This is a genomic window from Bacillus marinisedimentorum, assembly GCF_001644195.2.
Taxonomy (GTDB): Bacteria; Bacillota; Bacilli; order Bacillales; family Bacillaceae_O; genus Bacillus_BL; species Bacillus_BL marinisedimentorum.
The window spans coordinates 38980-63154 of record NZ_LWBL02000051.1 but is presented as its reverse complement, the minus strand read 5'-3'; the positions used below and the strand labels follow the sequence as shown (position 1 = coordinate 63154).

Annotated in this window: 23 protein-coding genes; 21 read left to right on the top strand and 2 right to left on the bottom strand. The window is 48.3% G+C overall.

Features of this window, described 5'->3' with window-relative positions:
- Positions 1-81 precede the first annotated feature (81 nt).
- The 18 genes from A4U59_RS15705 (at position 82) to A4U59_RS15620 (ending at position 19505) form a co-directional block, all read left to right on the top strand.
- Positions 82-945 (top strand): FAD synthetase family protein, encoded by an 864-nt coding sequence (locus tag A4U59_RS15705; protein ID WP_070121348.1) that lies wholly within the window; start codon positions 82-84, stop codon positions 943-945.
- 197 nt (positions 946-1142) lie between these two features.
- Positions 1143-2333: an ABC transporter substrate-binding protein gene (locus A4U59_RS15700; RefSeq protein WP_070121347.1), complete on the top strand. Its 1191-nt coding sequence runs from the start codon at positions 1143-1145 to the stop codon at positions 2331-2333.
- 12 nt (positions 2334-2345) lie between these two features.
- Positions 2346-3227, top strand: coding sequence for a branched-chain amino acid ABC transporter permease (locus A4U59_RS15695; protein ID WP_070121346.1), 882 nt, complete (start codon positions 2346-2348; stop codon positions 3225-3227).
- 14 nt (positions 3228-3241) lie between these two features.
- Positions 3242-4300 (top strand): branched-chain amino acid ABC transporter permease, encoded by a 1059-nt coding sequence (locus tag A4U59_RS15690; protein ID WP_070121345.1) that lies wholly within the window; start codon positions 3242-3244, stop codon positions 4298-4300.
- On the top strand, positions 4297-5082 hold the full coding sequence (locus tag A4U59_RS15685; RefSeq protein ID WP_070121344.1) for an ABC transporter ATP-binding protein: 786 nt from the start codon (positions 4297-4299) through the stop codon (positions 5080-5082). Before A4U59_RS15690 ends, A4U59_RS15685 begins: the two co-directional genes overlap by 4 nt.
- Entirely contained in the window at positions 5075-5881 is an 807-nt protein-coding gene (locus tag A4U59_RS15680) for an ABC transporter ATP-binding protein (protein ID WP_083270888.1), read from the top strand. The genes A4U59_RS15685 and A4U59_RS15680 overlap by 8 nt, the downstream gene beginning before the upstream one ends.
- On the top strand, positions 5862-6299 hold the full coding sequence (locus A4U59_RS15675; protein ID WP_169823984.1) for a pyridoxamine 5'-phosphate oxidase family protein: 438 nt from the start codon (positions 5862-5864) through the stop codon (positions 6297-6299). The genes A4U59_RS15680 and A4U59_RS15675 overlap by 20 nt, the downstream gene beginning before the upstream one ends.
- A gap of 29 nt (positions 6300-6328) precedes the next feature.
- Positions 6329-7750, top strand: a complete 1422-nt coding sequence (locus A4U59_RS15670; protein ID WP_070121341.1) for an aldehyde dehydrogenase family protein — start codon at positions 6329-6331, stop codon at positions 7748-7750.
- 55 nt (positions 7751-7805) lie between these two features.
- Positions 7806-9293, top strand: coding sequence for a 4-hydroxyphenylacetate 3-monooxygenase, oxygenase component (gene hpaB, locus A4U59_RS15665; protein ID WP_070121340.1), 1488 nt, complete (start codon positions 7806-7808; stop codon positions 9291-9293).
- Positions 9294-9329: 36 nt separating this feature from the next.
- Positions 9330-10331: a 3,4-dihydroxyphenylacetate 2,3-dioxygenase gene (gene hpaD / locus A4U59_RS15660; RefSeq protein ID WP_070121339.1), complete on the top strand. Its 1002-nt coding sequence runs from the start codon at positions 9330-9332 to the stop codon at positions 10329-10331.
- 1020 nt (positions 10332-11351) lie between these two features.
- Positions 11352-12557, top strand: a complete 1206-nt coding sequence (locus A4U59_RS15655; protein WP_070121338.1) for an MFS transporter — start codon at positions 11352-11354, stop codon at positions 12555-12557.
- 138 nt (positions 12558-12695) lie between these two features.
- On the top strand, positions 12696-13481 hold the full coding sequence (locus A4U59_RS15650; protein ID WP_070121337.1) for a carbon-nitrogen family hydrolase: 786 nt from the start codon (positions 12696-12698) through the stop codon (positions 13479-13481).
- A 122-nt stretch (positions 13482-13603) separates the two neighbouring features.
- A complete protein-coding gene (locus A4U59_RS15645) occupies positions 13604-14293 on the top strand; it encodes a type 1 glutamine amidotransferase domain-containing protein (protein WP_070121336.1) in 690 nt (229 codons plus the stop codon).
- Between the two features lie 583 nt (positions 14294-14876).
- Positions 14877-15743: an alpha/beta hydrolase gene (locus A4U59_RS15640; RefSeq protein ID WP_070121335.1), complete on the top strand. Its 867-nt coding sequence runs from the start codon at positions 14877-14879 to the stop codon at positions 15741-15743.
- Positions 15740-16438, top strand: coding sequence for a Type 1 glutamine amidotransferase-like domain-containing protein (locus A4U59_RS15635; protein WP_070121334.1), 699 nt, complete (start codon positions 15740-15742; stop codon positions 16436-16438). Before A4U59_RS15640 ends, A4U59_RS15635 begins: the two co-directional genes overlap by 4 nt.
- A 128-nt stretch (positions 16439-16566) precedes the next feature.
- Complete coding sequence (locus A4U59_RS15630) at positions 16567-17595, top strand: CsxC family protein (protein ID WP_070121333.1); 1029 nt, start codon at positions 16567-16569, stop codon at positions 17593-17595.
- 429 nt (positions 17596-18024) lie between these two features.
- The gene (locus A4U59_RS15625; protein ID WP_070121332.1) at positions 18025-18789 is read left to right on the top strand and encodes a DUF3794 domain-containing protein; all 765 of its coding nucleotides are present in this window, start codon (positions 18025-18027) and stop codon (positions 18787-18789) included.
- 89 nt (positions 18790-18878) lie between these two features.
- Positions 18879-19505, top strand: coding sequence for a class I SAM-dependent methyltransferase (locus A4U59_RS15620; protein ID WP_070121331.1), 627 nt, complete (start codon positions 18879-18881; stop codon positions 19503-19505).
- Between the two features lie 57 nt (positions 19506-19562).
- On the opposite strand, the gene A4U59_RS15615 is transcribed toward A4U59_RS15620, so the two are convergent.
- Both A4U59_RS15615 and A4U59_RS15610 read right to left on the bottom strand, forming a co-directional pair.
- Positions 19563-19751 (bottom strand): alpha/beta-type small acid-soluble spore protein, encoded by a 189-nt coding sequence (locus A4U59_RS15615; RefSeq protein ID WP_070121330.1) that lies wholly within the window; start codon positions 19749-19751, stop codon positions 19563-19565.
- Between the two features lie 1095 nt (positions 19752-20846).
- Entirely contained in the window at positions 20847-21071 is a 225-nt protein-coding gene (locus tag A4U59_RS15610; RefSeq protein ID WP_070121329.1) for a DUF3892 domain-containing protein, read from the bottom strand.
- A 140-nt stretch (positions 21072-21211) separates the two neighbouring features.
- Between A4U59_RS15610 and kynU the strand changes: the two genes are divergently transcribed.
- From kynU to kynA, 3 genes are read left to right on the top strand one after another with little or no spacing between them, the layout of a single operon-like run.
- On the top strand, positions 21212-22498 hold the full coding sequence (gene kynU / locus A4U59_RS15605; RefSeq protein ID WP_070121328.1) for a kynureninase: 1287 nt from the start codon (positions 21212-21214) through the stop codon (positions 22496-22498).
- Position 22499: 1 nt separating this feature from the next.
- Positions 22500-23147 (top strand): arylformamidase, encoded by a 648-nt coding sequence (gene kynB, locus A4U59_RS15600; protein WP_070121327.1) that lies wholly within the window; start codon positions 22500-22502, stop codon positions 23145-23147.
- Positions 23148-23162: 15 nt separating this feature from the next.
- Positions 23163-24017, top strand: coding sequence for a tryptophan 2,3-dioxygenase (gene kynA / locus A4U59_RS15595; protein WP_070121326.1), 855 nt, complete (start codon positions 23163-23165; stop codon positions 24015-24017).
- The last annotated feature ends 158 nt before the right edge of the window (positions 24018-24175 follow it).

Genomic DNA, 24175 nt, shown 5'->3' with positions numbered 1-24175 from the left:
GAACACTGTCATGTTAAATGACGGCAGGCGGCAGACGCCTTTAATGTAAAGGCTTACAGATGTAGAAGGGGGTGGATTTGAGTGAAAACGATTTTTTTGAAGCACGGGGTTCGGGAAACTTTGGAGAAAACACCTGCAGTCATGGCTCTCGGCTTTTTTGACGGAGTCCATCTTGGCCATCAGAAGATCATCCATACAGCCCGTGCCATTGCAGACGATAAAGGGCTGCCGCTTGCTGTGATGACATTTGATCCCCACCCGCGAGAAGTTATGGGGCTGCGTGATAAGACAGGAAAACATCTGACACCTTTTCAAGAGAAGGCAGACATTATGGAGCAATTGGGAGTCGACTATCTTTACGCCGTTCACTTTAATAAGCAATTCGGTGCTCTTACCCCGGAGAAGTTTGTGCAATCATACATCATAAATCTTAATGTCAAGCATGTTGCAGCAGGCTTTGATTTTACATACGGCCGCGGCGGCAAAGGGGATATGGAGCTTCTGAAGCAATTGGGTAAGGGCATATTCGGCGTGACGGTTGTCGAGAAAGTGGAAAGCTGCAGCAGGAAAATCGGTTCCACTCTTATAAGGGAGCTTGTTTCGAGCGGCAGTGTTTCAAAAATTCCGCCGCTTCTTGGAACACATTATGAAGTAAAAGGGAAGGCCAGCAGCACGCATAAGATGACAGGCTTCGGAACAGGTTCGGGTATCGTTAAGATGGATTTCAGAAAGGATTTTGTTTTACCGCCGCCCGGCCGTTACCGTGTCAATATATCGATAGGAAGCGTAAATCAGCCAGGTGTCTGCATAATGACCAGGGGGAGGGGATCAATTCTGGTTCCGGCTATGCCGGACAGGGTGATTGGCAGCACAATACGTTTGGAGTGGGTCGACCGATTGCCGGATTTTACAGAACTGCCTGGTAAACAGGCAGTTCAAGCATAATTTGAGGGCTGTGTTAATTCAATGCAGGTTTTCAAATCGGAAATTGGAGTCAAAGCGGCAGTTCTTCGGCGGAAGAGCGGGCAAATCAAGGTCCCGGAGTATAAGGGAGGCCCGCACTGAATACGGCGATATTGACCGCTGTTATCAACATTAAGCTTAACAGAGCAATCTTTTATAAAGGAGAAGGGGGAGAACGAATGAAAAAGGTAACAGTTGTACTGATGAGCATCCTTTTGATTATCGCTCTGGCAGCATGCGGTTCTGAAACTAAAACGAAAACTGCATCAACAGGAGGCGGCGGAGGAGAAGATGTCATTAAAATAGGGGGCATTTTTGCTGCTTCCGGAGGAGCGGCCCCGCTTGGCAAAGGGGAGATGGACACCGCCAAAATGCTGGCTGAACAAATCAACGAAGCCGGCGGCATAAACGGCAAAAAAGTGGAGCTCATCGCGTATGACAGCAAATCCGACCAGAATGAAGCGGTCCTTTCGATGAAAAAGCTTATTGAACAGGACAAGGTTCTGGCGATTGTGGGTGGCACTACAAGCGGAAATACCCTCGCGATGCTTCCGCAGGCAATGAAAGCGAAAGTGCCGTTCGTTTCCCTGGCGGCAAGCAAACAGATCAACAATCCTTCAGACGGATCGAGCAGGGAATGGGTATTCAAAACGGCACAAGGGGACGACGTTGTCATACCAAAAGTCCTTGAGTACCTGAAAAGTGAAAACCTGACAAAGGTTGCCTGGCTCAACGTAGCAAATTCATTCGGGACAAGCGGGCATGAGGAATTTATGCAGCTGTCTCCGGATTATGGCGTTGAAGCCGTAATTGAAGAGGAATTTGAAGCGACGGTCAACGATGCCAAAGCCATGCTGACAAGGGTTAAGAAGGCGAACCCTGATGCGGTAATCGTCTGGGGAACGGCACAGGAATCAGCTGTTGTCACAAAAAACATCCATGAACTGAACATGGATATTCCGGTTGTTGAAAGCCACGGCATCGCTTCCTCAAAGTTCCTGGAGCTTGCCGGAGATGCGGCGGAAGGGGTTGTTTTCCCGGCCGGAAGAATCCTTGTAGCGGACCAGCTTGCTGACTCAGACAAGCAAAAAGAGACGATCACAACGTTCAAAGATGACTTTGAAGAGAAATTCGGTTATCCGGCAAGTGCGTTCGCAGGCCATGCATGGGACGGAATCCAGGTGCTGAAGCAGGCGATTGAAGAAGGCGGAGAAGATCGTGAGGCGATTAAAAAAGCCCTCGAAAACACAACGGACTTTGTCGGCATCAGCGGTGTCTTCAATATGAGTGCGGATGACCATAACGGGCTTGGCAGTGATTCCCTTATCATGATTGAAGTCAAGGACGGTAACTGGACTATTAAAGAATAAGGGGGAGGGATTGTGGAAGTACTCAGCCAGATTATACAATTGCTGTTTTCAGGAATGACGATCGGAAGCATCTATGCTCTGATCGCCATCGGATTTGTCGTCACCTACAACGTGACAGGGGTGCTTAACTTCGCCCAGGGGGAATTTGCGATGCTAGGTGCATTGATCAGCATTTCCCTTACAGGGATGGGGCTGCCGCTTTTGGCAGCCGTCATCCTTGCTGTATTGATCGTCTCGGCTGTAGGAGCATTGTTTGAACGGACAGCGATTTACCCGGCAAGAGGTTCGTCCGTTCCGACATTGATCATTATTACAATTGGTGTGTCAATTGCATTAAGAGGGGTTGCGATTTTAATCTGGGGAACCCAGCCTCAGTCCCTGCAGCCTTTTACAAAAAATGAGCCGATCACCATCCTTCAGGCGGTTCTGCTCCCACAGAGCATCTGGGCTATCGGCATTTCGCTCATCAGCGTGTTCATCATGGGATACTTTTTCGATAAGACCTATCTTGGGAAAGCTCTTACAGCATGTGTCGTCAATAAGTTTGCTGCCAGGCTGATGGGGATCAATCCTGAGAAAATGTCATTGATCACCATTGCAATCAGCGCCGGAGTCGGTGCAATCGCGGGCATTATCATTGCCCCGATTTCAGGTGCTTCCTACAGCATGGGGATGATGCTCGGAATGAAGGCGTTTGTTGCAGCGGTCATCGGCGGCCTTACAAATGCGCCGGCAGCCGTCATCGGAGCATTTCTCATCGGCATTTTGGAAGCCTTCACTGAAGGACTATGGTCTTCAGGCATGAAAGATGCCGTAAGTTTCGGTCTGCTGCTCCTGATTCTTTTCTTCATGCCTAACGGATTGTTTGCAAAAGCCACTGGAAAACGGGTGTAAAAGGGGGAGATGGCGTGAAAGACAACAATCTTGGAAGAGTGTATAACAGAAGCTTGCTTGGCCCTCTCCTATTTGCCGCGGTTATCTTTGCGATACCGCTTGCTGCCCAGTCCAACTACCTGTTGAGCATGTTCATTGTCATTGGATTTTACTCGCTTGTCGCTGTCGGCCTCAGCCTTCTGATGGGCTATGCCGGCCAAATTTCCCTCGGCCATGCTGCATTTTACGGAATCGGGGCCTACATGTCCGCTGTCATCAGCGGAACATACGGCCTCTCGCCATGGCTCGGGATGGCTGCCGGTGCCGTGCTTTCCAGCCTGATTGCCTTCATTGTCGGCATCCCGACATTCAAGCTGAAAGGGCACTATCTGGCACTGGCGACACTGGGATTTGGTGTCATCATGTACACCGCTTTTAAGGAACTTCGTGAGTTGACAGGCGGAATGAATGGTTTTTTCGGCATTCCTGTACTCAATATCGGATCGCTGGAAATGAACAGTGACTTCCGTTATTTTTATCTCGTTTGGGCATTTGTGATTGCGGCCCTTTTATTTTCGCGCAACATGATTCAGTCGAGAACCGGAAGGGCGCTGCGCTCTATTGAAGGAAGCGAAGTGGCTGCGGATGCACTTGGAATCAACATCATGAAAAACAAACTACAGGTCTTTGTGCTGAGTGCAGTATTTGCTTCGGTTTCAGGCAGTTTATATGCACATTACGTCACGTTCATCAATCCGCAGTTGTTCGATGCGATGACATCGATTTATTTTCTGATCATGGTTGTGATCGGAGGAGTGAGCAGCATCTGGGGTGCGGTCATCGGCGCGTTTGTGTTTGTCATGCTGAGCGAGGTGCTGAAAAGCACGATACCGCTTATTTATCCGAGTGCAGGCGGGGAGTTTGAGATCGTTTTCTTCGGCCTTTTGCTTGTCGTGACGCTGATATACATGCCGAACGGCCTGATGCCGACCTTCTCAAAGCTGGCGTCAAGACTTAAACCTGACAGAAAGCCGCCTATTCAGGATGCAGCGGCAGCCAGGGAACAAATCAATTCAGGGGGTGGAAAACAATGAGCGCCCCATTCTTGCATGTGGAGAACCTGACCAAACAATTTGGCGGAGTACTCGCTGTCAACAATACGTCTTTTAAGGTGGAACAGGGTGAAATCTTTGCTGTGATCGGGCCGAACGGAGCAGGCAAGACAACGCTTCTGAATATGATTTCCGGCGTTCTGCCGAGTACATCCGGGAGCATACGGTTTCAAGGTAAAAACATAACTGGACAGCCGCCTTATCGCATTGCGCGTGCCGGGATCACCCGCACATTTCAGAATCTTGAAATTTTCAAAAATATGTCTGTCATCGAAAATGTCATGACAGGAGCCCATATCCGTTTGAAAACGGGGCTTCTTGGGGCAGGATTCAGGCTTCCCGGCGTTTTCAGGGAAGAAAGGAAGACGGCGGAGCTTGCGCTGAAGTGCCTGGAACAGGTGGGCATTGCCCATCTTGCTTATGAAAAAGCGGAAACCCTTCCATATGGGAATCAGCGACTGCTTGAAATTGCCAGGGCATCCGCTTCTGATCCGGCCATGATTTTGCTTGACGAGCCGATGGCAGGGTTGAATGCCCAGGAAACAGAACGGCTTGTCGATGTCATTTTGCTTATGAAGCAAAAGGGCATGACCTTCATGTTCGTGGAACATGACATCGAAACGGTCATGGCAATCTCTGACCGGATCCTTGTCCTTGATAACGGCATCCAGATCGGGAGTGGGACGCCGGAAGAGATTTATCAAAATGCTGCTGTCATTAAGGCATATCTCGGTGACGAGAGAGAGGAGATTGTCCATGCTTAAAGTTGAAGGCCTGCATACTTACCATGGCTATCTTCATGTCCTGAAAGGTGTCAGTTTTGAACTGGAGGAAGGTGAGCTGTACAGCATTGTCGGCTCTAACGGAGCAGGCAAGAGCACATTGCTCGGCACCCTTTCCGGCGTTTACGAAGCAAGGCACGGAAGCATCAGGTTAAAGGGCAAGGAGCTTGCGAATAAAGGTGTCAGGGAGACGGTCGCAAACGGTATCAGCCTTGTTCCTGAAAGAAGGCAAATATTTGACTCAATCTCCGTTCAGGACAATTTGATGCTGGGTGCGTTCCACCGCTACAAAAAGGATAAAGCGACCGTGAAACGCGACATGCAGACGGTTCTGGACATTTTTCCGAGGCTGGCGCAGATGCTTGACCGGCCAGGAGGTCTTTTATCAGGCGGGGAACAGCAAATGCTTGCCATCGGCAGGGGGATTATGGCACAGCCAAAACTCCTGATGCTTGATGAACCTTCACTCGGCCTCGCTCCCCTGATCGTAAAGGATATTATGAACGTCCTGAGGAGCCTCTGTAAAGAACGCGGAACCACCATCATCCTTGTGGAACAAAACGTAAGGGCAGCTTTAGCCATCGCAGACAGGGCAAGCGTCCTCGAGCGCGGCGAAATCTTCATAAATGGGACTGCAAAAGAGCTGCTGACAGACCCGCGCGTCCAGGAGGCCTATTTCGGGAAAAAGCAGTCCAAAAAAAATGCTGTCCGTAAGGAAATAAAAGAATGGAAGGAAGATGAATTTGCCGAAAACAGACCCGTTGACCACGTTAACGGATGAATTGACCGAGTTTCTGGAAAACGAAAACCTGGTGCTGTTATCGACAATTGATGCATCAGAGCCTGTGCCAAATCTCACTGCCATCTCGTGGGTGAAGCCGGCGGACAGTGAACATGTCCGTTTCAGTGTGACAACCCAGTCCAGGATGCTGGAAAATATCAGGCATAACCCAAATGTTATCCTTACTGTCATTGCAGGTGAAACCGTTTATTCCATAAAAGGGAAAGCGAGCATTCTTGAAGAGCCGATGCCGGGTGTTTCCTTGAAGCTTACCAAAGTGGAAGTGAAAGTGAGCCAGGTGTTTGAAAGCATGTTCTGGGGTGCGAAGATCACGCAGGTGCCCCAATTCGTAAAGACCTATAACCCGGAAAAAGCAAAGAAGCTTGATGATGAAGTGTATAAAGCGTTAATGAAATAATGGACTATTTTTGATGGTGAGGTGCTGAAGTGAAAAAAAAGCTATTCATTGGCGGCAGCTGGATTGAAAGTACGGAATACCGGGAACTTACCGCGCCTTATTCCGGTGAAGTGCTTGCCGAAATCCCTGCTGCCTCAGAAGAGGAAACAGACCGGGCCATTGCCGCTGCCTACGAGGCAAAGGAAAAAATGAAAGGGCTTCCAGCTTATCAGCGGGCGGCGATCCTTGAAAAAGTGGCTGATCTACTTGAGGAGAGAAAAGAGGAAGCGGCTGCCATTATTGCAGAGGAAGCGGCAAAACCAATCAAAACAGCACGCGGAGAAATTGCCAGGACAATCGAAACGTATAAATTTTCGTCGGAAGAAGCCAAACGCATCCACGGTGAAACGATCCGCATGGATGCAGCAGCGGGCGGGACCGGCCGGATTGCATACACGGATTATGAACCGCTCGGTGTCGTCGGGGCCATCACCCCGTTCAACTTTCCGATGAACCTTGTTGCCCATAAGCTGGGACCTGCATTTGCTTCAGGAAACAGTGTCGTATTGAAACCGGCCTCCCAAACACCGCTGTCCGCCTTTTTCATTGCCGGTTTGTTCGAGGAAGCCGGGCTGCCGGCAGGAGCGCTCAATGTCGTGACAGGAAGCGGAAGGACAGTCGGCGATAAGATTGTCACGGATTCAAGGGTCAATGTCATCACCTTTACCGGCAGCCCTGCAGTCGGGATCGGCATCCGCAACAAAGCCGGTTTGAAGCGGGTTCTGCTCGAACTGGGATCCAACTCGGCGGTGATCGTCGATAAGCATGCCGACATTCCGAAGATCATCAACAGGTGTGTCACTGGCGCATTCGCCTTCCAGGGGCAGGTTTGCATTTCCTTGCAGCGCGTCTACGTACATGAGGAGATTTATAAACCATTCGTTGACGCATTTATTGAAGAAACTCGGAAAATGAAAACAGGCGATCCATTAAGTGAACAAACCGACCTGTCCGCATTAATCACCAGCGGCGATGTGGAGCGGACGCTCGATTGGATAAAAGAAGCGGAACAGCACGGGGCGAAGGTTGCAGCGGGCGGGAAAACTGACGGACAGATGCTTGAGCCGACAGTCATCCTCGATGCCGACAAGGATTTGAAAGTGTCCTGCCAGGAGGTTTTTGCGCCGATCGTCCTGATCAACTCGGTCGGAAGCGTCAAGGAGGCTATCAATCTTGTGAATGACTCCCCATACGGCCTGCAGGCCGGCATCTACACAGATCACGTTCCGACAGCGCTGGATGCGGCTGAACAGCTGCATGTCGGCGGCGTCATGATCAATGATATTCCGACGTTCCGGGTTGACCAGATGCCATATGGAGGCGTCAAGCAAAGCGGAATGGGGCGGGAAGGCATCAAGTATGCCATGGAAGAAATGATGGAAATGAAACTGGTTGTCTGGAACAGGAATTGATGCGGAATCATTTGTTTGAATATTCTGTTTGATTATTTTGAAGGGGGAATTCAGAATGGGAGCACGAACAGGCCAGCAATATATTGAAGGTCTAAAGAAAGCGAAGAACAATGTCTATATTGACGGGCAGAAAATAGACGATGTGACAGAACACCCATCTTTTAAAAATGTGGTGCAGTCCGTTGCCGAACTTTATGATCTTCAACATGAAAAGGCCGACAAGATGCTTTATACATCACCTGTTACAGGCGACCCTGTCGGACTGTCTTTTATCGCGCCGAAATCAAAAGAGGACCTCATTGCCCGCCGGGAGATGGTGTCGGAATGGGCCGGCCATACAGGCGGGATGATGGGCCGCTCACCTGACTACATCAACACGAGCCTGATGGCATTCGGAACCGCTGGTGACTTTTTCAGCAAGGCCAATAAAGACGGCATCGATTTCGGAGCCAACGCCCGGAATTACTATGAAATGTGCCGTGAAAAAGATTTAAGTCTCACCCATACGCTTATCCATCCCCAGGTAAACCGCTCAAAAGCACAGCATGAACAAAAGGATCCGTATGTCTCTGCGAGGATTGTGAAAAAGGATCTCGACGGCATATACGTGTCGGGCTGCCGGCTGCTTGCAACACTGGGCGGCATCACAGATGAGCTTGTTGTATTTCCGTCGACGTTAAACAAAGCATCTTCTCAGGATGATCCGTATTCAGTTGCATTCGGTGTTGCCAACAATACACCTGGCGTCAACTTCTATTCACGTGAATCATTTGATTACGGCCGGAATCAGTGGGAGCACCCCCTTGGCGCCCAGTTCGATGAAAGCGATGCGATCGTCGTCTTCGATAACGCCTTCATTCCATGGGAGCGCGTCTTTGTGGCGGAAAACTCCGATGTCTGCAACCGCACATACCGCGAAACGAATGCAGTTGTCCATATGTCCCACCAGGTCATTGCCAAAAATGTCGCCAAAACGGAATTTGTCCTTGGCGTGATTTTGAGCATCATTGACGCAATCGGCATCGAAAGGTTCCAGCATGTTAAAGAAAAGGCGTCCGAAGTAATGGTCACGCTCGAGGTGATGAAGTCACATCTGTACCGGGCTGAACATAATGCCGCAATCGATCAATACGGAAATATGACGCCGGATTTTGCTCCGCTGGATGCTGCAAGAAACTGGTACCCGAAAATGTACCCGCGTCTGGTAGAAATTGTCCGGACACTTGGCGCTTCGGGACTGATGGCCATTCCGACCCATCAAGACTTCGAAAACGAGGAGATCGGGCCGTTAATGCATAGATACATGCAAGGGGCAAATATAGATGGATATGAACGGGTGCAGTTGTTCCGCCTGGCCTGGGATGTCGCGATCAGTGCCTTTGGAAACCGTCAGGTCCTCTACGAATACTACTTCTTCGGCGATCCTGTACGCATGTCCAATATTTATTATGATCAGTACAACAAGGAGCCGTACAAACAGCATATCCAGGCATTCCTGGAGCGGGCTAAAAAGCGGTCAGGCATATCGGCGATCAAGGCATAGAGCGGATGGATCATTTCATAAGGAAGGAGCAAACGGATGGAAAAGAAACCATTTGATATCGTCAGGCTTCATCACGCGGAAGTGACAGTTACCGATTTGGAACGCGCAAAGGAATTTTATGTCGACGGACTTGGGTTGATCGTTACAGAATCGGATGATCGCCATCTCTATCTACGTGCCCTTGAGGATGCAAACCATCATTGCCTTGTCCTGACAAAAGGGGAGCAGGCCAGCCTCAACCATATATCATATCGGGTAAGTGCCGATGAGGATCTGGATGAACTGGATAAAATGTTCAGCAAGCTCGGTGTAGCGAAAAAATGGATAAAGCCAGGAGAAGAACGGGGCCAGGGCCGGGCCCTCCGCATTCAGGATCCCGGAGGACTGCCGGTTGAATTTTTTTACGAAATGGATAAGGCGGAAAGAATGCTGCAAAAGTTCCATTTGCAGGGCAATACGAAAATCAAAAGAATCGACCATGCAAACTGCTTGATCACAGACATTAACACGTTATATGACTGGTATGCCGACAACCTCGGTTTCCGTACTTCCGAATATACGGTAACCGGATACGGAGAGGGAGAACGGATGTGGGCAGCGTGGATGCACCGCAAACCGAGTGTGCATGATCTGGCCTTGATCAGTGAAAAAGGCCCGCGCTTTCATCACGTCGGCTTTTGGATGGATGATGCCAAGTCGATCCTTGATGCATGCGATCACCTGGCGGCCGCCGGCTTCTCGGCGAACATTGAAAGGACGCCGGGCCGGCACGGCACGTCCAATGCATTCTTTGTCTATGTGAGAGATCCGGATGGAAACCGTCTTGAATTATATACTGGCGATTATTTTACAAACGATCCGGACTGGGATCCGGTGAAATGGCACCTGGATGACCCGCAGCGGGCGACATTCTGGGGAGCGGCCCCTCCGCTGAGCTGGACCACGGAAGCAGTGCCGGTCCAGGATATTATGACAGGGGAATTGATTGAGCCCCAGCCGCTGAAGCTTCCGGCTGATGCGGATACTGTTGAAAGTTAATAATGATAAAAGATGAAGGCGAGCGCTCAAAAAGCAGCTTGCCTTTTTTATTGTTTAGCGTGCTGGAGAATTTATAGTTGGATAATTGGGAGTGGGGTTGGGGAGGGGTGTTGAGAGACGATTTGGACAGTAAAACGCGGAAACTGGACAGGAACAGGCAATAATTCTCCGGGACTATAGTAAAAGCTAGGGATTCTGTGGCAAACCGGGTTCAACTCAGAGAGGAAAGGCAGTATATGTATGATAGGTGCAGGGAAAACAGGATTCAGTGCCCTATATTTTGTCCATTCGAGCGATTATAGGCACTGAATGCTGGTTCAGTACCTGTAATGCAGGTTCAGCACTGATTATCCGCACTGAATAGATGTTCAGTGCCTGTAATGAAGATACAACTCCGATCATAGGCACGAGAAGGAGGCAAGCGTGCCTATAATGAAGGTTCAGCTCTAATTATAGGCACGAGAAACAGGTTAGCGTGCCTATAATGCAGGTACAGCTCTGATTATAGGCACGAGAAAGAGGTTAGCGTGCCTATAATGCAGGTACAGCTCTGATTATAGGCACGAGAAAGAGGTTAGCGTGCCTATAATGCAGGTACAGCTCTGAATATAGGCACGGAAAAGAGGCTAGCGTGCCTATAAAGAAGGCCCAACTCTGATTATAGGCACGGGAACCAGTCTTACATGCCTATAAAGAACGTACAGCTCCGATTATAGGCACGGCCAACAATCTTCCATGCCTTTCCCCTGTACATTCTACATAACACCAGCCTGAAAATTATGTTTCTTTTTCCCCTTCCATGTGATAATATTTAGGAATCCGAAAGAAATACAAGTGTTTATAATCCGGAGTGGTTTATTCCGGTTTCACCGTGGTATGGTAGTTGTGTTAAAGATGTAGTGTATGCGAACCTTTGTGTCTTTTTAACTGGAGGTTCTTTTTTTTTCTGCCTTCCATGCTGACAGAATGGAAAGCAGCTGCTTCAATAGATTTCGTATAAGAGAAAGGAAGGGAAAAAGCATGAGATTGGAACCGAAAGATCAGCTGTGGACAAAACCGTTCATCATGCTGATGATCGGCAATTTATTCTTGTTCATGAGCTTTCAGATGCTGATTCCTACACTGCCGCCATATATTAAATCGATTGGCGCTTCCGGCCTGGAAATTGGGCTGGTCACGACATTATTTTCAGTCGGAGCGGTACTGAGCCGCCCGTTTATCGGACATATGCTTGAATACAAACACCGAAAGCCGCTTGTTGTCATCGGGGCCGCTTCGCTGCTGGCAATTACGGTCATCTATCCGGTAACGCAAGTCGTTTTCATTTTTCTCGTTTTCCGGCTTATCCACGGCCTTGCCTGGGGCTGGTCGACTACGGTTAACGGTACGGCAGCAGTTGATGTCGTGCCGAATTCAAGACTTGGAGAAGGTATGGGGTATTATGGGCTTTCGATTACGATCGGGATGATCATTGCGCCGAGCCTTGGAATCTTTCTTTTCCAGCAGACCACATTCTCCAAACTGATTATGGTGTCGGGGATTCTGGGAGCCGTAGCTCTCACTCTGCTGGCAGTCGGCAAATATCATACACCTGAAGAGGTGAAAGAGACAAACAAAGAAGACCTCAAGTTTTCCTATATTGGTTCACTTGTCGAGAAATCAAGCTGGTACCCGTCTGTTGTCACGATGATGGCGACGTTTGGCTACGGTACGATCGTGACCTTTATCGTGATTTTCGGGGAAGAGCGCGGCATCGATAATATTTTCCTTTTCTACTTGTTCAACGCAGTTATGGCCACCGTATCCAGGCCGATCGCCGGAAGGTGGTTCGACAGAAACGGGCCGAAAGGATTGGTGATTTTCTGTGCATCCCTTTCATTTGTCGGCATGTGGGTCCTGTCATTTGCAACTTCCGGTGTGCTCATTGCCGTTTCGGGGATTCTTTTCGGAATCGGTTTCGGATCGCTCATTCCGACTCTGCAATCGTGGACGCTTTCCATGACGCCGATGAAGCGCAGGGGCGTCGCCAATGGGATGTTTTTTTCATCCATCGATCTCGGCATCGGCTTGAGCAGCCTGATTTTTGGTGTTGTCGCCCAGTTTGTTGATATCGCCGTTTTGTTTAAAATTTCAAGCATCTTTTTTGTCCTGACGATCATTTTGACGCTGCTTGAAGGAAAAAGCATGGATACGGCGCGCAGCAAGCCCGTCAGCCACACAACGTGATCGTGGAGTTACCGTCTTTCCGTCTGGAGAGGCGGTTTTTTTGACTTGAACGATAACGGGGGTTGTGAAAACTGTTAGAAGGGAAAATGATATGTAAAGAGAAGTACAGTAAAGGATGGTATTTTGGAGGTGTTTTAGTTGAAAGCAGCGATATATCAAATGGATATCGTGCCAATGAATCCAGAGGCAAACCGGAATAAAGTGAAAGCGTGGGCTGGCCGGGTTGCAAATGAGGAACAGCCTGATTTACTGGTGCTGCCGGAAATGTGGACAACCGCTTATACGCTGCCTGAACTCGGTCAAGTTGCCGACCGGGAAGGAGAGCCGACCACCTCTTTTTTACAGGATTTGGCCCGGAAATATGGAGTGAATATTATTGGCGGGTCGATTGCTAACCGCAAAGAGGAAAAGTTTTATAATACTGCGATGGTGATTGACCGCACCGGAAATGTCGTATACAGCTACGACAAGATTCACCTTGTTCCAATGCTGAATGAGGATCATTACCTTGAAGGCGGAAAAGAGAAGGTTGAGATATTCGAACTTGATGGCGTGAAGATGGGGTTGATCATCTGTTATGATCTTCGGTTTCCGGAACTCGCCCGCAAGCTTGCTCTTGAAGGGGCCCAAGTGTTACACATCGTTGCGGAATGGCCGGCTGCAAGGCGGGAACACTGGAGAGCACTGCAAATTGCACGGGCGATTGAAAACCAGATGTATGTTTTATCGTGCAATCGGATCGGATCGTATAATGGCGTGGCATTTGCCGGTACGTCCATGGTCATCGATCCGTGGGGGACGGTAATCAGGGAAGGCACCGAGACAGAGGAAGAGACGCTGGCGGCAGATGTATCATTCGATCAGGTACCCGAAGTGAGGAAAGAAGTGCCGATTTTTGCGAGCCGAGTACCTGGCCTTTACTGATAGTATCATTTTAGAATACAGGTGCCTTTACGTTTATTCTTCCGTGAAAAAGGAAATCCCGAAAAGAGAAGTTTTTATATGAAACTTCTTTGTTTCCAAAACACTTTACGGGAGGGATATTTATGGCAAAAGTGTTAGCCGTATTATCAAGCGGCCATACAGACGAAGAAAACAACTATGAAACAGGCTGGTGGGCTGAAGAGCTTTTTGCCCCGTGGAATTTGCTTCTTGAAGCAGATCATCACCTTACACTCGCTTCCCCTGAGGGCGGCAAACCGCAAATAGATAAAATGAGCATATCTGAAGATTATGATCCAACCGGGAAATATACTGCTTTGTATGAATCGGGAAGGGCCGATAAAACGGAAAAATTATCATCAATCAAGCCCGATGAGTACGATGTCGTACTGGTTGTCGGCGGCCATGGCGCAATGTATGACCTTGCGAAAAATGAAGACTTGCACAAAATCATCAACAAAATTTATGATAACGGCGGCATTGTTGCTGCAGAATGCCACGGTCCGGCTCCGCTTCTATGGACAAAACGGCCTGATGGCAAAAGCATCATTGCCGGCAAAAAAGTAACCGGTTATCCGGACGAAATCGAACCGGAAGGATTGCTCGATATCCTGCCGTTCAGCCTTGAACAGGAAATGAGGGAAATCGCCGAGTATCAGCAGGGCGATCTGGAAAAGGCCGGATTTGCCGTATGGGCAGACGATCAGATTGTGACCAGCCGCGACCCGTTTTCCTCCGAGCTGATGGGACAGGAACTGGTTAAAGCACTTGAATTGAAAAAAGAAAAAGAGTGATTATAGGGCGGGCCGCGTGGAGCGGCCCGCTTTTTATGGGGTGGGCTGTGATATTCGGCAGTTTGGCCGGCGGTTTGGCGTGAAAACTGTGAGTTGCGGCGTGAAACAGGCTACCCGGTGCGAAACCGGGGCTATACGGCGTGAAATACGCGAAATTGCGCGTGAAACGTGTTAGGTTTGGCATGTAAAACACGGAATTCCGCGTGAAAAGGACTCCCTCGCAATTCAGCTGTATGGATACGGCGCGAAAGGGGTCCGGTATGGTGTGAAAAAATGGTTATCCGGCGTGAAACGCGGGGAGCATGTAAGAAAATAGATTGTCTTTTTATAAAAAAAGAAGTGAATCTGCGGTGATTTTGTCTTTAATCAGTATTTTAAATGAAAGCTCAAAAAAGTCTATTGTCCAGTTTGTTTTTCAACGCACGGATTTCCGGTTTTTCTGTGAGGATCTAGGTGTGCTGGTGTAGATCATATTGAAAGGCTGGCCGGAAAACAGGAAATCCTCCCCTTTTTAACGTATTAACAAGGATATACGCTCAAAAACACAAGAACCATTCGTATTACTTGAAGAGGGGGAGAACACATGCCCGGATGGAAACAGAACATTATACGTACAAATAGAGGAAACTTTGAAATTTTCACAAAAGGTGAAGGAACACCGCTTTGTGTCACGCACCTTTATTCGGAGTTCAACGAGTCGGGAGATCATTATGCGGAACAGTTCACGCCTGATCATCATGTCATTCTCGTCAATTTGCGGGAAGCGGGCCGATCTGAGAAGGCTGCCGAACCGTTCCAGCTGGGGATGATTGAAACGGTATTTGATTTGGAGGCGATACGGGAAGCACTCGGCTATGAAAGGTGGATTTTCGCCGGCCATTCAACAGGCGGCATGCTTGGACTGGTGTACGGGATCCATGCTTCTGTATCACTCAGCGCCTTGATCATCACAGGTGCAGCCGCACGAGAATATGCATCCTCATCACCAGAGTGCATATATCACCCGGCGCATTCACAATATGAAAAAATGCAGCAACTGATTGAAGAACTGAAAAATCTGGGCCTGACAGCCGAACAACGTAAGAAGCTGGCAGCGGAACGGACAAAGCTGTCGCTGTACGAGCCTGACAATTACAGTGATCTTTTTGATCCGGCAATCCAGAAAAAAATGTCTGCAGTCCGGATGAATTTTTTCGCAAGAGAGGTTTTGCTGTTCGGGATAACTGAGCAGCTTCCTCGCATCACTGCAAAAACGCTGATTTTGTGCGGCCGCCATGACGTCCAGTGCCCGATTTCCTATTCAATTGAAATGCACCAGAGGATGCCGGGTTCTGAGCTGGTCATTTTTGAAAAAAGCAATCATTATCCGTTCTTGGAGGAGAAAAAGGCATTTAATGAAGCGGTACACGTTTTTTTATCTGAAAACGCGAGTGGGGAGGAAGAAGGATGAAACAGATTATTGCCATGGGCGGCGGAGGGTTTTCGATGGAACCTGACAATCCGCTGCTCGATCAATATGTACTGGAGCAGTCGCCGGCACAAAAGCCGAAAGTATGCTTCCTGCCTACGGCAAGCGGTGATGCGGAAAGCTATATCAACCGCTTTTATGACGCCTTCAAAAAGCTTGAATGCGAGCCGTCACACTTATCGTTATTCAAGCCTCACACCCGTGATTTGGAAGGGTTCCTGCTCAGCAAGGACATCATTTATGTCGGAGGCGGCAATACAATCAATATGCTTGTCCTCTGGAAAGAGTGGGGCGTCGATCGGATTCTGAAAAGAGCATGGGAAAAAGGCATCGTTCTTACCGGATTAAGCGCAGGTTCGATCTGCTGGTTTGAAGAAGGAGTGACCGACTCTTTTGGTGACGAACTTGAACCGATGGAAGCGCTGGGTTTCCTGCCGGGAAGCCATTGTCCTCATTATGACGGTGAGGAATACCGGCGTCCGGTCTTTGGAAATTTGATCGCGGAAGGGCGGATGCGTCCTGGTTATGCTGCGGATGACTGTGCAGCCCTCCATTTCATCGGGACGGACCCAGTGAAATCGGTCAGCTCCAGGCCGGATGCAAAAGTTTATTATGTCAGGAAGAATGAAGGCAGCGCAGAGCATAGGGAACTGGAAATGGACTATTTGGGTGAATAATACTGGAGATTGACTTGTCCGGATTTGAAAAATGTATGCTTGTGCTGATACGTTCGTCCACTCCTTTTTGTACAGGTTGAATAACCTGTTATCGTAACACCAATTACAAAAAGGAGAGGATGTTCAAGATGCCACTGTCAAAAATCCCTGTGGTACTTGCAGAACAGGACGTAAGCTTCACAATTGATGAAGAAATCGTCTTTCCGGAACCTGTTCTCGAGATCAAGAAAGTTAAAAAACGTCTCAAATTGACCCAATGCCGTTTGATGCTTCCAACAAATACCATCTTGCTGATGGGATTTATACGGAAAAACATCCAGTATGCAACACCGGTTGTCGGTGACGATGGAACTGTCACTTCAAATATCCGTTCGTTTACGGTTGATATTCCTTTCACAGAAGATGTGGATGTGGATGAATTCATCAACATGCCTGCAATGCTGGGCTTCAACCAGTCGAACGAATTCGGTTTTTTGCGCAATACGCCACTGCCTGCGACCGGGTTCTCGTCAAAGGACACTCTGATGGCAAACGACCTGTCAGAGTTTGACGTTGTATATGAAGAGTCATTTAATGAACTGCCTTATTGTGAACTGACAGGGACTGCAAGATTTGTGGAATACGACGAAGCACTTGACCGTACACAGGGAGTCGTAATCGGCCCAGACGGTGATGAAATTGATGCACCGTTTGAAGAAGGCACATTCACTACAATCATTGAAAAAATGGTTGTCAACTTCACTGTGAAAGTACTTCAGCTGCAACAGATCAATGTTGGAGAGGAAGACAACGGCAACAACGATGATATGCCATATCCGCATTACAATCAATGCAAGAAACACGACCGTACCGGCTATGGTTATCACTGCTGCGACATGAAAGACGGTCACGATGAAAATGCCCGCAAGCCAAAACGGAAGAAATCCGTCCATTACGGCTATAATGGATATGACCACTGTGACAAGAAAGACAAATGTGACCACCATGACAAGAGGGACAAATGCGACTACCATGACAAGAGGGACAAATGCGACTACCATGACAAGAAAGACAAATGCGACCACCATTATGGCAAGAAACGCAGAAAGGACTGTAAGCCGAAGTCCAGGTGCAAAAAGGTCTGGATCGACCCTTCATGTGACCGCTACTATGACTGATAGCCCCCTTCTTTAATATTAAGCTATTCAAGAAAGAGGGCATTGGTTCCTCATGAAAAAGCCTGCATTTTGCAGGCTTTTTTTATTGTACAAGAGCGAAATTGCCAGCAAGGAAATGTTGCGGAGCAGTTACCGTTTTAAGTATAAAATATGGGCAGCTGCACCTTGGTTTTCGCCTAAAGGCTCGCCAGTCGGCGCGTTTTCATGAATGCTGTAAAAGTCCTGTTAAGTGCCGGTCAAAAGGGTTAAGGCACACGCTGCAAGTAAATTGGTTTACAGTTGCTCAGATTAACCGGTTTAAGAAACGTTGCAAGTTTCATTTCAGACACACCGTTATTCATCACAAGAAGTGGTTTTTCGTCTATTCCCTTTTCATGACCTGGTGAATATCCTGTAACCGTACCCAATTGTAAAGGAGAGACGCTTGATATGACCCTGGTTAAAATCCCTGTCGTTTTGGCTGAACCGAAAGTTCAAGTAGATATTGAGCAGGAAATCACATTTCCTGAGCCAGTCCTGGAAATCAAAAAAGTGAAGAAACGCCTGAAGCTTACCCAATGTCGGCTGCTTTATCCCACCAATAAGCTTTTCATCAGAGGGTTTGTACGCAAAAATATTCAGTATGCAACTCCGACTTCCGCTACGGAAAAAAGCGTTACTTCAAACATCCGGTCACTGACGGTCGATATTCCGTTCAGCGAAACAGTCGAAATCAAAGAATTCATCAATCCGCCTGCCGTTTTAAGAGGGAACACGGAAACCGAATTTGGTTATTTGAAAGATATGCCGCTTCCGGCTGGATTCCCAGGCAAGGATAAACTGCTTGCAAACGATCTGTCGGAACACGACATGCATTCAATTGAATCATTCAACGAATTGCCATACTGTGAACTGACCGGTTCGGCCACCTTCGTGGAATACGATGAAGCGCTGAACCGTATCCAGGGCCGTGTGATTTCCCACCAAAAATGCCACGATGGCCCGGATGCCCCGTTTGAGGAAGGGACGTTCACAAGGCTTCTTGAAAAAATGGTCGTGGAGTTTACGGTCAAAGTTTTACAAAAGCAGCAATTGAATGTCTCAACAAAACCTGCACCTGTTTATGATGGTTGTTTCTCATCAGTCGGAACTCCTGTTTTTGATTGCAAGGAGGATGACAAAAAGAAGAGGGATGACGACAAGGACAAATGCTGATACGGATAAGCGGGCGGAACTTCAACAGAAGTTTTTTCGCCTGCTTTTTTGCGATATAATTGTTCACAGTACACAAAAGGAGTAACGTTATGATTAATGAAGCATTGAAGCATGCACTCGTGGATTCGTATGATAACCATGCAAGCGAACGGGAGAAAAACGATCTACAGGATTGGAAGAGTTCGGAGCGTGAGGTGTTTTACCGGGTTCTGGCTGAAAGAGGCAAGACATCACTCCTTGAAGTTGGAGCGGGCCCTGGCAAGGACAGTTTGTTTTTTAAGGAAATGGGAATGGACGTGCTTGCGACGGATATATCTCCGTCAATGGTTGAGCTGTGCCGCAGCAAAGGGCTCAATGCCAGGGTGATGAGCTTTGATGAAATTGATCTTCCGGAACAGTCACTTGATGCGGTCTGGGCGCTGAATTGCTTGCTGCATGTGCCGAAAGCTCAAATTCGTAGCGTGCTGGCAGGTTTGAAACGTGTGTTGAAACCGGACGGCCTCTTTTACATGGGAGTATACGGCGGCAAGGACCATGAAGGAATCTGGGAAGAGGACCCGTACAAACCCGCGCGTTTCTTTTCCTTTTTTGAGGATGAACAGTTGAAAGACTTGCTTTCTGAGTTTTTTACGGTTGAATACTTCAATGTGGTTCCCGCATCTGTCGTTGGCGGAAAGTTCCACTTCCAGTCGGTCATCCTGCGGAAGCCTGAATAGCCGGGCCGGTACATAAGTGGCCGGGAACCAAAATGGTTCCCGGCCCTTGAACAGTCCTTACTGCTGCTTTGGCATGTTTTCCTCGGCATACTTGATCATCCGCTTGACCATTTCCCCGCCGACTGATCCGTTGGCACGCGCAGTTGTGTCTGCACCTAACTCAACACCGAATTCCGCGGCGATTTCTTGTTTCATCTGGTCGACTGCATTTTCGGCTCCCGGCACTAACAATTTATTCCTTGCCATGCTGAATCACCCCTGTGCAGTTGTTGAACAGTAAGGAACTGTTCGAACTTAACATATGGAAAGAACCGGTGTCTTACCCTTATAAAAAAAAGGAAATGCAGTGAATGGTGCCGTTGATTTCTATAGAGGCTTCCACCATCACAATGTCGAGATTCGTGATATAGAAAACAACTGCTGGCGGAACCTGTAATTCCGGGGTGATGGGGGGAGGTCTTATGATGGGACAGATGCCGCAATTCGATTAGGCATGTAAATTAGGTGTAAGAGTAAAAATGATCCATTAAACGGAATCTTTCGTGCGTATAAATTCGTGGACCCTGCATTATGGGCACGTAAAAGGGTGTTCCGTGCCTATAAAAGCGAGGATTCCAACATTACGGGCACGCAAAAGGGTAACGCGTGCCTATAAAAGCGAGGGTTCCAACATTATGGGCACGCAAAAGGGTAACGCGTGCCTATAAAAGCGAGGGTTCCAACATTACGGGCACGAAAAAGGTTATCCCATGCCTATAAATACAAGGATTCCAACATTACGGGCACGCAAAAGGTTATCCCGTGCCTATAATGCAAGGATTCCAACATTACGGGCACGCAAAAAGGTATCCCGTGCCTATAAATGCAAGGATTCCAACATTACGGGCACGCAAAAAGGTATCCCGTGCCTATAAATGCAAGGATTCCAACATTACGGGCACGCAAAAAGGTAACGCGTACCTATAAAAGCGAGGGTTCCAACATTCTGGGCACGCAAAAGAGAATCCCGTGCCTATAAATGCAAGGATTCCAACATTACGGGCACGCAAAAGGGTATTCCGTGCCTATAAATGCAAGGGTTCCAACATTACGGGCACGCAAAAGGTTATCCCGTGCCTATAAAAGCGAGGATTCCAACATTACGGGCACGCAAAAGGGTATTCCGTGCCTATAAAAGCGAGGTTTCCACCATTACGGACACGTAAAAAGGTATTCAGTGCCTATAAGTTCATGGGCCCCCACATTATAGGCACTGAACGGTTATTTTGGACAAGAAAGCCAAATTTCGGCTATGCAGGTCTTGCAAAAAAAACCGCCGTGGCGGTTTTTTCAAACAGATTGTTAAAAAGTCGGCAAGTTGTCCAGATTATTGTCAGGAATTCCATCGGCATCAGACCGCAAATGTTCCTCGCCGTCACGGCCTGTAAAAACATTCACATGTTCAATCTTATCATTTTTTGCCAGATGCTGAGCCTGCTTATAATCGACGACTTCTCCGGAAGAAAGCTTGACCTGGACAATATCGCCATCACCGTTTTTACGTACTGCTGTAATTTGTTCTTTCATTCTCATCGCCTCCTCGAATGTAGTATGAGAAGCAAACCATTTTGTTATTCAGGCGGAAATGCTGAAAAACTGCGGCATAATGGCAGAAAAGAGCTAATCCTTATACAATGGAGGAAAGCGCTGTCAAAGGAGGAGAACATATGGGTGAAAACCTGGAGATATACAGTAAAAAATATGCGCAAAAGCTTGACGGGGAAGACCCGCTTGCCTCTTTCCGAAAAGAGTTTTACATAAAGGAAAGCACCACTTATCTTGACGGTAATTCGCTTGGCCTCCTTTCAAAACGGGCCGAGCAATCCCTCCTCGGCATCATGGATTCCTGGAAAACGTATGGAATCGACGGCTGGACGGAAGGAGAGCATCCGTGGTTTTATTTATCGGAAACAATCGGTGAAAAAATGGCGGCTCTCGTGGGCGCCGAACCTGAAGAGGTGGTTGCATCGGGTTCAATCACCGTCAATCTTCACCAGCTCGTTTCCACGTTTTATGAACCGGAGGGAAGCCGGACGAAAATCCTGGCGGATGAACTGACATTTCCTTCTGATATTTATGCACTGCAAAGCCAATTGCTCCTGAAGGGGTTTGATCCGGATGAACATTTGCTGCGGGTGGAAAGTGAAGACGGCCATTTCCTGAAGGAAGAGAATATCATTGAAGCGATGAACGAGGATGTCGCGGTGATTCTGCTGCCGAGTGTGCTGTACAGAAGCGGGCAGATTCTTGACATGGAACGCCTCACAGATGAAGCCCATAAGCGCGGCATCATTATCGGGTTTGATCTGGCCCACTCGGCAGGCGCCATTCCCCATAAACTGAGTGAGTGGGGCGTCGATTTCGCGGTATGGTGCACATATAAACATTTGAATGGAGGACCTGGGGCGGTCGGAGCACTATATGTGAACAAAAAGCACTTTGGCAGAAGACCCGGTCTTTCAGGGTGGTTCAGTTCCAAAAAAGAAAAGCAATTTGATATGGATCATGAACTTTCACATGCAGATGATGCCGGTGCTTATCAGATCGGCACTCCGCATGTACTCAGCCTCGCGCCGCTGCTCGGTTCACTGGAGATTTTTGAGGAGGCGGGAATCGGACAGATCCGAGCCAAGTCACTCAAGCTGACAGGATACATGCTGGATCTGATCAAACACGAATTGGCCGGACACGGTTTTGTGATTCGGAACCCGGAAAAAGACACCGGACGGGGCGGGCATCTGTTTTTGGAACATCCGGAAGCGGCCCGGATCAGCAAGGCGCTGAAAGCAAACGGCATCATCCCTGATTTCCGTTCCCCGAATGGGATCAGGCTTGCGCCAGTCGCACTTTACAACACATTCACTGAGGTGTGGGAAACGGTGCAGGCTCTGAAAAGGATTATGGATGAGGAAGAATATAAAAAATTTGAAAATAAACGGGGAGTGGTGGCATAGCATGAAAGGCAAATTTGAGAAAGAAGGCGGATGGGTCGATATTTCCCAGCCCCTTCATAATGGAATGCGGCACTGGCCAGGTGACACGCCTTTTGATTATACGACAGCCGCAACAAAAGAAGAAACCGGTTCTGTCAATGTTGGCCGAATAACAACGAGCGTCCATATGGGAACGCATGCGGATGCACCGTTCCATTTTGCGGATGACGGTACAGATATCCTCAGCCTTGATGTTAACGTATATATCGGAAAAGCGGCAGTAGTGGATGTATCCGGCCATTCAGAGATTAACAGCCGGCTGTTTGATGATGTGGAGATCGAAGGAACACGCCGGTTGCTGCTGAAGACATCCAGTGCCGGCACAGACGCGTTCCCTGAGAGCATTCCTAACCTCTCTGCGGAATTGGGTCCGTTTTTAAAAGAGAAAGGGGTTGTGCTTGTCGGGGTTGATGTGCCTTCAGTAGACCCGCTTGACAGTAAAGAACTTCCTGCCCATCATTCATTTGCAGAAAACGGCATTCATATTTTAGAAAATCTAGTTCTCAAAAACATATCGCCGGGCAGTTATGAACTCATTGCACTGCCGCTTGCGATCAAAGGGTCAGACGGCAGTCCAGTCCGGGCAGTGCTTCGGTCTTCTGACTCATAAATTGGAGGTGGCAGAATGAATAAAGGGAACAGAGGGAACGGGCAAGATCATCATAACGAGAACGGGATACATACCGACTTCTCCGAAAACATGACCTATGGGGAGTACTTGCAGCTGGACCGGCTCCTGTCAAGCCAGGACAGGCTGTCGGAACACCATGATGAAATGCTGTTCATCATCATCCACCAGGTCAGTGAATTGTGGATGAAATTGATTCTGCATGAGACGAATGCAGCTATTTCATCCATCCAGGAGGATGACCTGCAGACAGCATTCAAACGGCTTGCGCGGGTTTCCAAAATACAGTCGCAAATCATTCAAGCGTGGGATGTCCTGTCGACGCTGACACCGGCTGAGTATATGGAATTCCGCGACTTTCTCGGCCAGGCGTCGGGCTTTCAGTCTTATCAATACCGCTTGATTGAATTTGCGCTGGGTTATAAGACGCCGCATGTTTTAAAAATATACGAAAAGGACCCGGAATTGCACCGCAAGCTGACCGCCGCTTTTCAGTCACCCGGTCTTTATGACGTAGCCATTCAGACGCTGGCCAGGGAGGGGTTTGCCATAGACAGAGAAGTTCTGGAACGGGATTATTCAGAACCTTACCATGAAAACAAATCGGTCAGGGAGGCATGGCTTTCCGTTTATCAAAATGTCGAAGACAACTGGGACTTATACCAGCTTGCCGAAAAACTGGTTGATATTGAAGACTGGCTCCAGCAGTGGCGGTTCCGTCATATGAAGACGGTCGAGCGGATCATCGGTTTCAAAAAAGGCACTGGCGGATCCTCTGGCGTCAATTATTTGAAAAGAGTGCTGGATCACCGATTTTTTCCGGAATTATGGAACCTGCGGACCGAAATCTAAGCGGTGACTGTTTCTATTGTCTTTGGCTCTGTTAAAGCACAATATTGATTTTTTCACTAGTTGATTGGAGTGGAAGGTGCGAGACTCCTCGAAAATAAAAGTCAATTTTCTTCGTGCGGTGTCTTTTCAAAGAAGCTTATTCAACGTCCTGCGGGATT

What these genes read in the sequence shown, in the direction of transcription:
- hpaB (WP_070121340.1), top strand. Translation starts at nt 7,806, where the DNA reads ATGGGAGCACGAACAGGCCAGCAATATATTGAAGGTCTAAAGAAAGCG.
- kynA (WP_070121326.1), top strand. Translation starts at nt 23,163, where the DNA reads ATGAATAAAGGGAACAGAGGGAACGGGCAAGATCATCATAACGAGAAC.
- A4U59_RS15625 (WP_070121332.1), top strand. Translation starts at nt 18,025, where the DNA reads ATGACCCTGGTTAAAATCCCTGTCGTTTTGGCTGAACCGAAAGTTCAA.
- A4U59_RS15685 (WP_070121344.1), top strand. Translation starts at nt 4,297, where the DNA reads ATGAGCGCCCCATTCTTGCATGTGGAGAACCTGACCAAACAATTTGGC.
- kynB (WP_070121327.1), top strand. Translation starts at nt 22,500, where the DNA reads ATGAAAGGCAAATTTGAGAAAGAAGGCGGATGGGTCGATATTTCCCAG.
- hpaD (WP_070121339.1), top strand. Translation starts at nt 9,330, where the DNA reads ATGGAAAAGAAACCATTTGATATCGTCAGGCTTCATCACGCGGAAGTG.
- kynU (WP_070121328.1), top strand. Translation starts at nt 21,212, where the DNA reads ATGGGTGAAAACCTGGAGATATACAGTAAAAAATATGCGCAAAAGCTT.
- A4U59_RS15615 (WP_070121330.1), bottom strand. Translation starts at nt 19,751, where the DNA reads ATGGCAAGGAATAAATTGTTAGTGCCGGGAGCCGAAAATGCAGTCGAC.
- A4U59_RS15610 (WP_070121329.1), bottom strand. Translation starts at nt 21,071, where the DNA reads ATGAAAGAACAAATTACAGCAGTACGTAAAAACGGTGATGGCGATATT.
- A4U59_RS15635 (WP_070121334.1), top strand. Translation starts at nt 15,740, where the DNA reads ATGAAACAGATTATTGCCATGGGCGGCGGAGGGTTTTCGATGGAACCT.
- A4U59_RS15680 (WP_083270888.1), top strand. Translation starts at nt 5,075, where the DNA reads ATGCTTAAAGTTGAAGGCCTGCATACTTACCATGGCTATCTTCATGTC.
- A4U59_RS15645 (WP_070121336.1), top strand. Translation starts at nt 13,604, where the DNA reads ATGGCAAAAGTGTTAGCCGTATTATCAAGCGGCCATACAGACGAAGAA.
- A4U59_RS15640 (WP_070121335.1), top strand. Translation starts at nt 14,877, where the DNA reads ATGCCCGGATGGAAACAGAACATTATACGTACAAATAGAGGAAACTTT.
- A4U59_RS15700 (WP_070121347.1), top strand. Translation starts at nt 1,143, where the DNA reads ATGAAAAAGGTAACAGTTGTACTGATGAGCATCCTTTTGATTATCGCT.
- A4U59_RS15630 (WP_070121333.1), top strand. Translation starts at nt 16,567, where the DNA reads ATGCCACTGTCAAAAATCCCTGTGGTACTTGCAGAACAGGACGTAAGC.
- A4U59_RS15620 (WP_070121331.1), top strand. Translation starts at nt 18,879, where the DNA reads ATGATTAATGAAGCATTGAAGCATGCACTCGTGGATTCGTATGATAAC.
- A4U59_RS15655 (WP_070121338.1), top strand. Translation starts at nt 11,352, where the DNA reads ATGAGATTGGAACCGAAAGATCAGCTGTGGACAAAACCGTTCATCATG.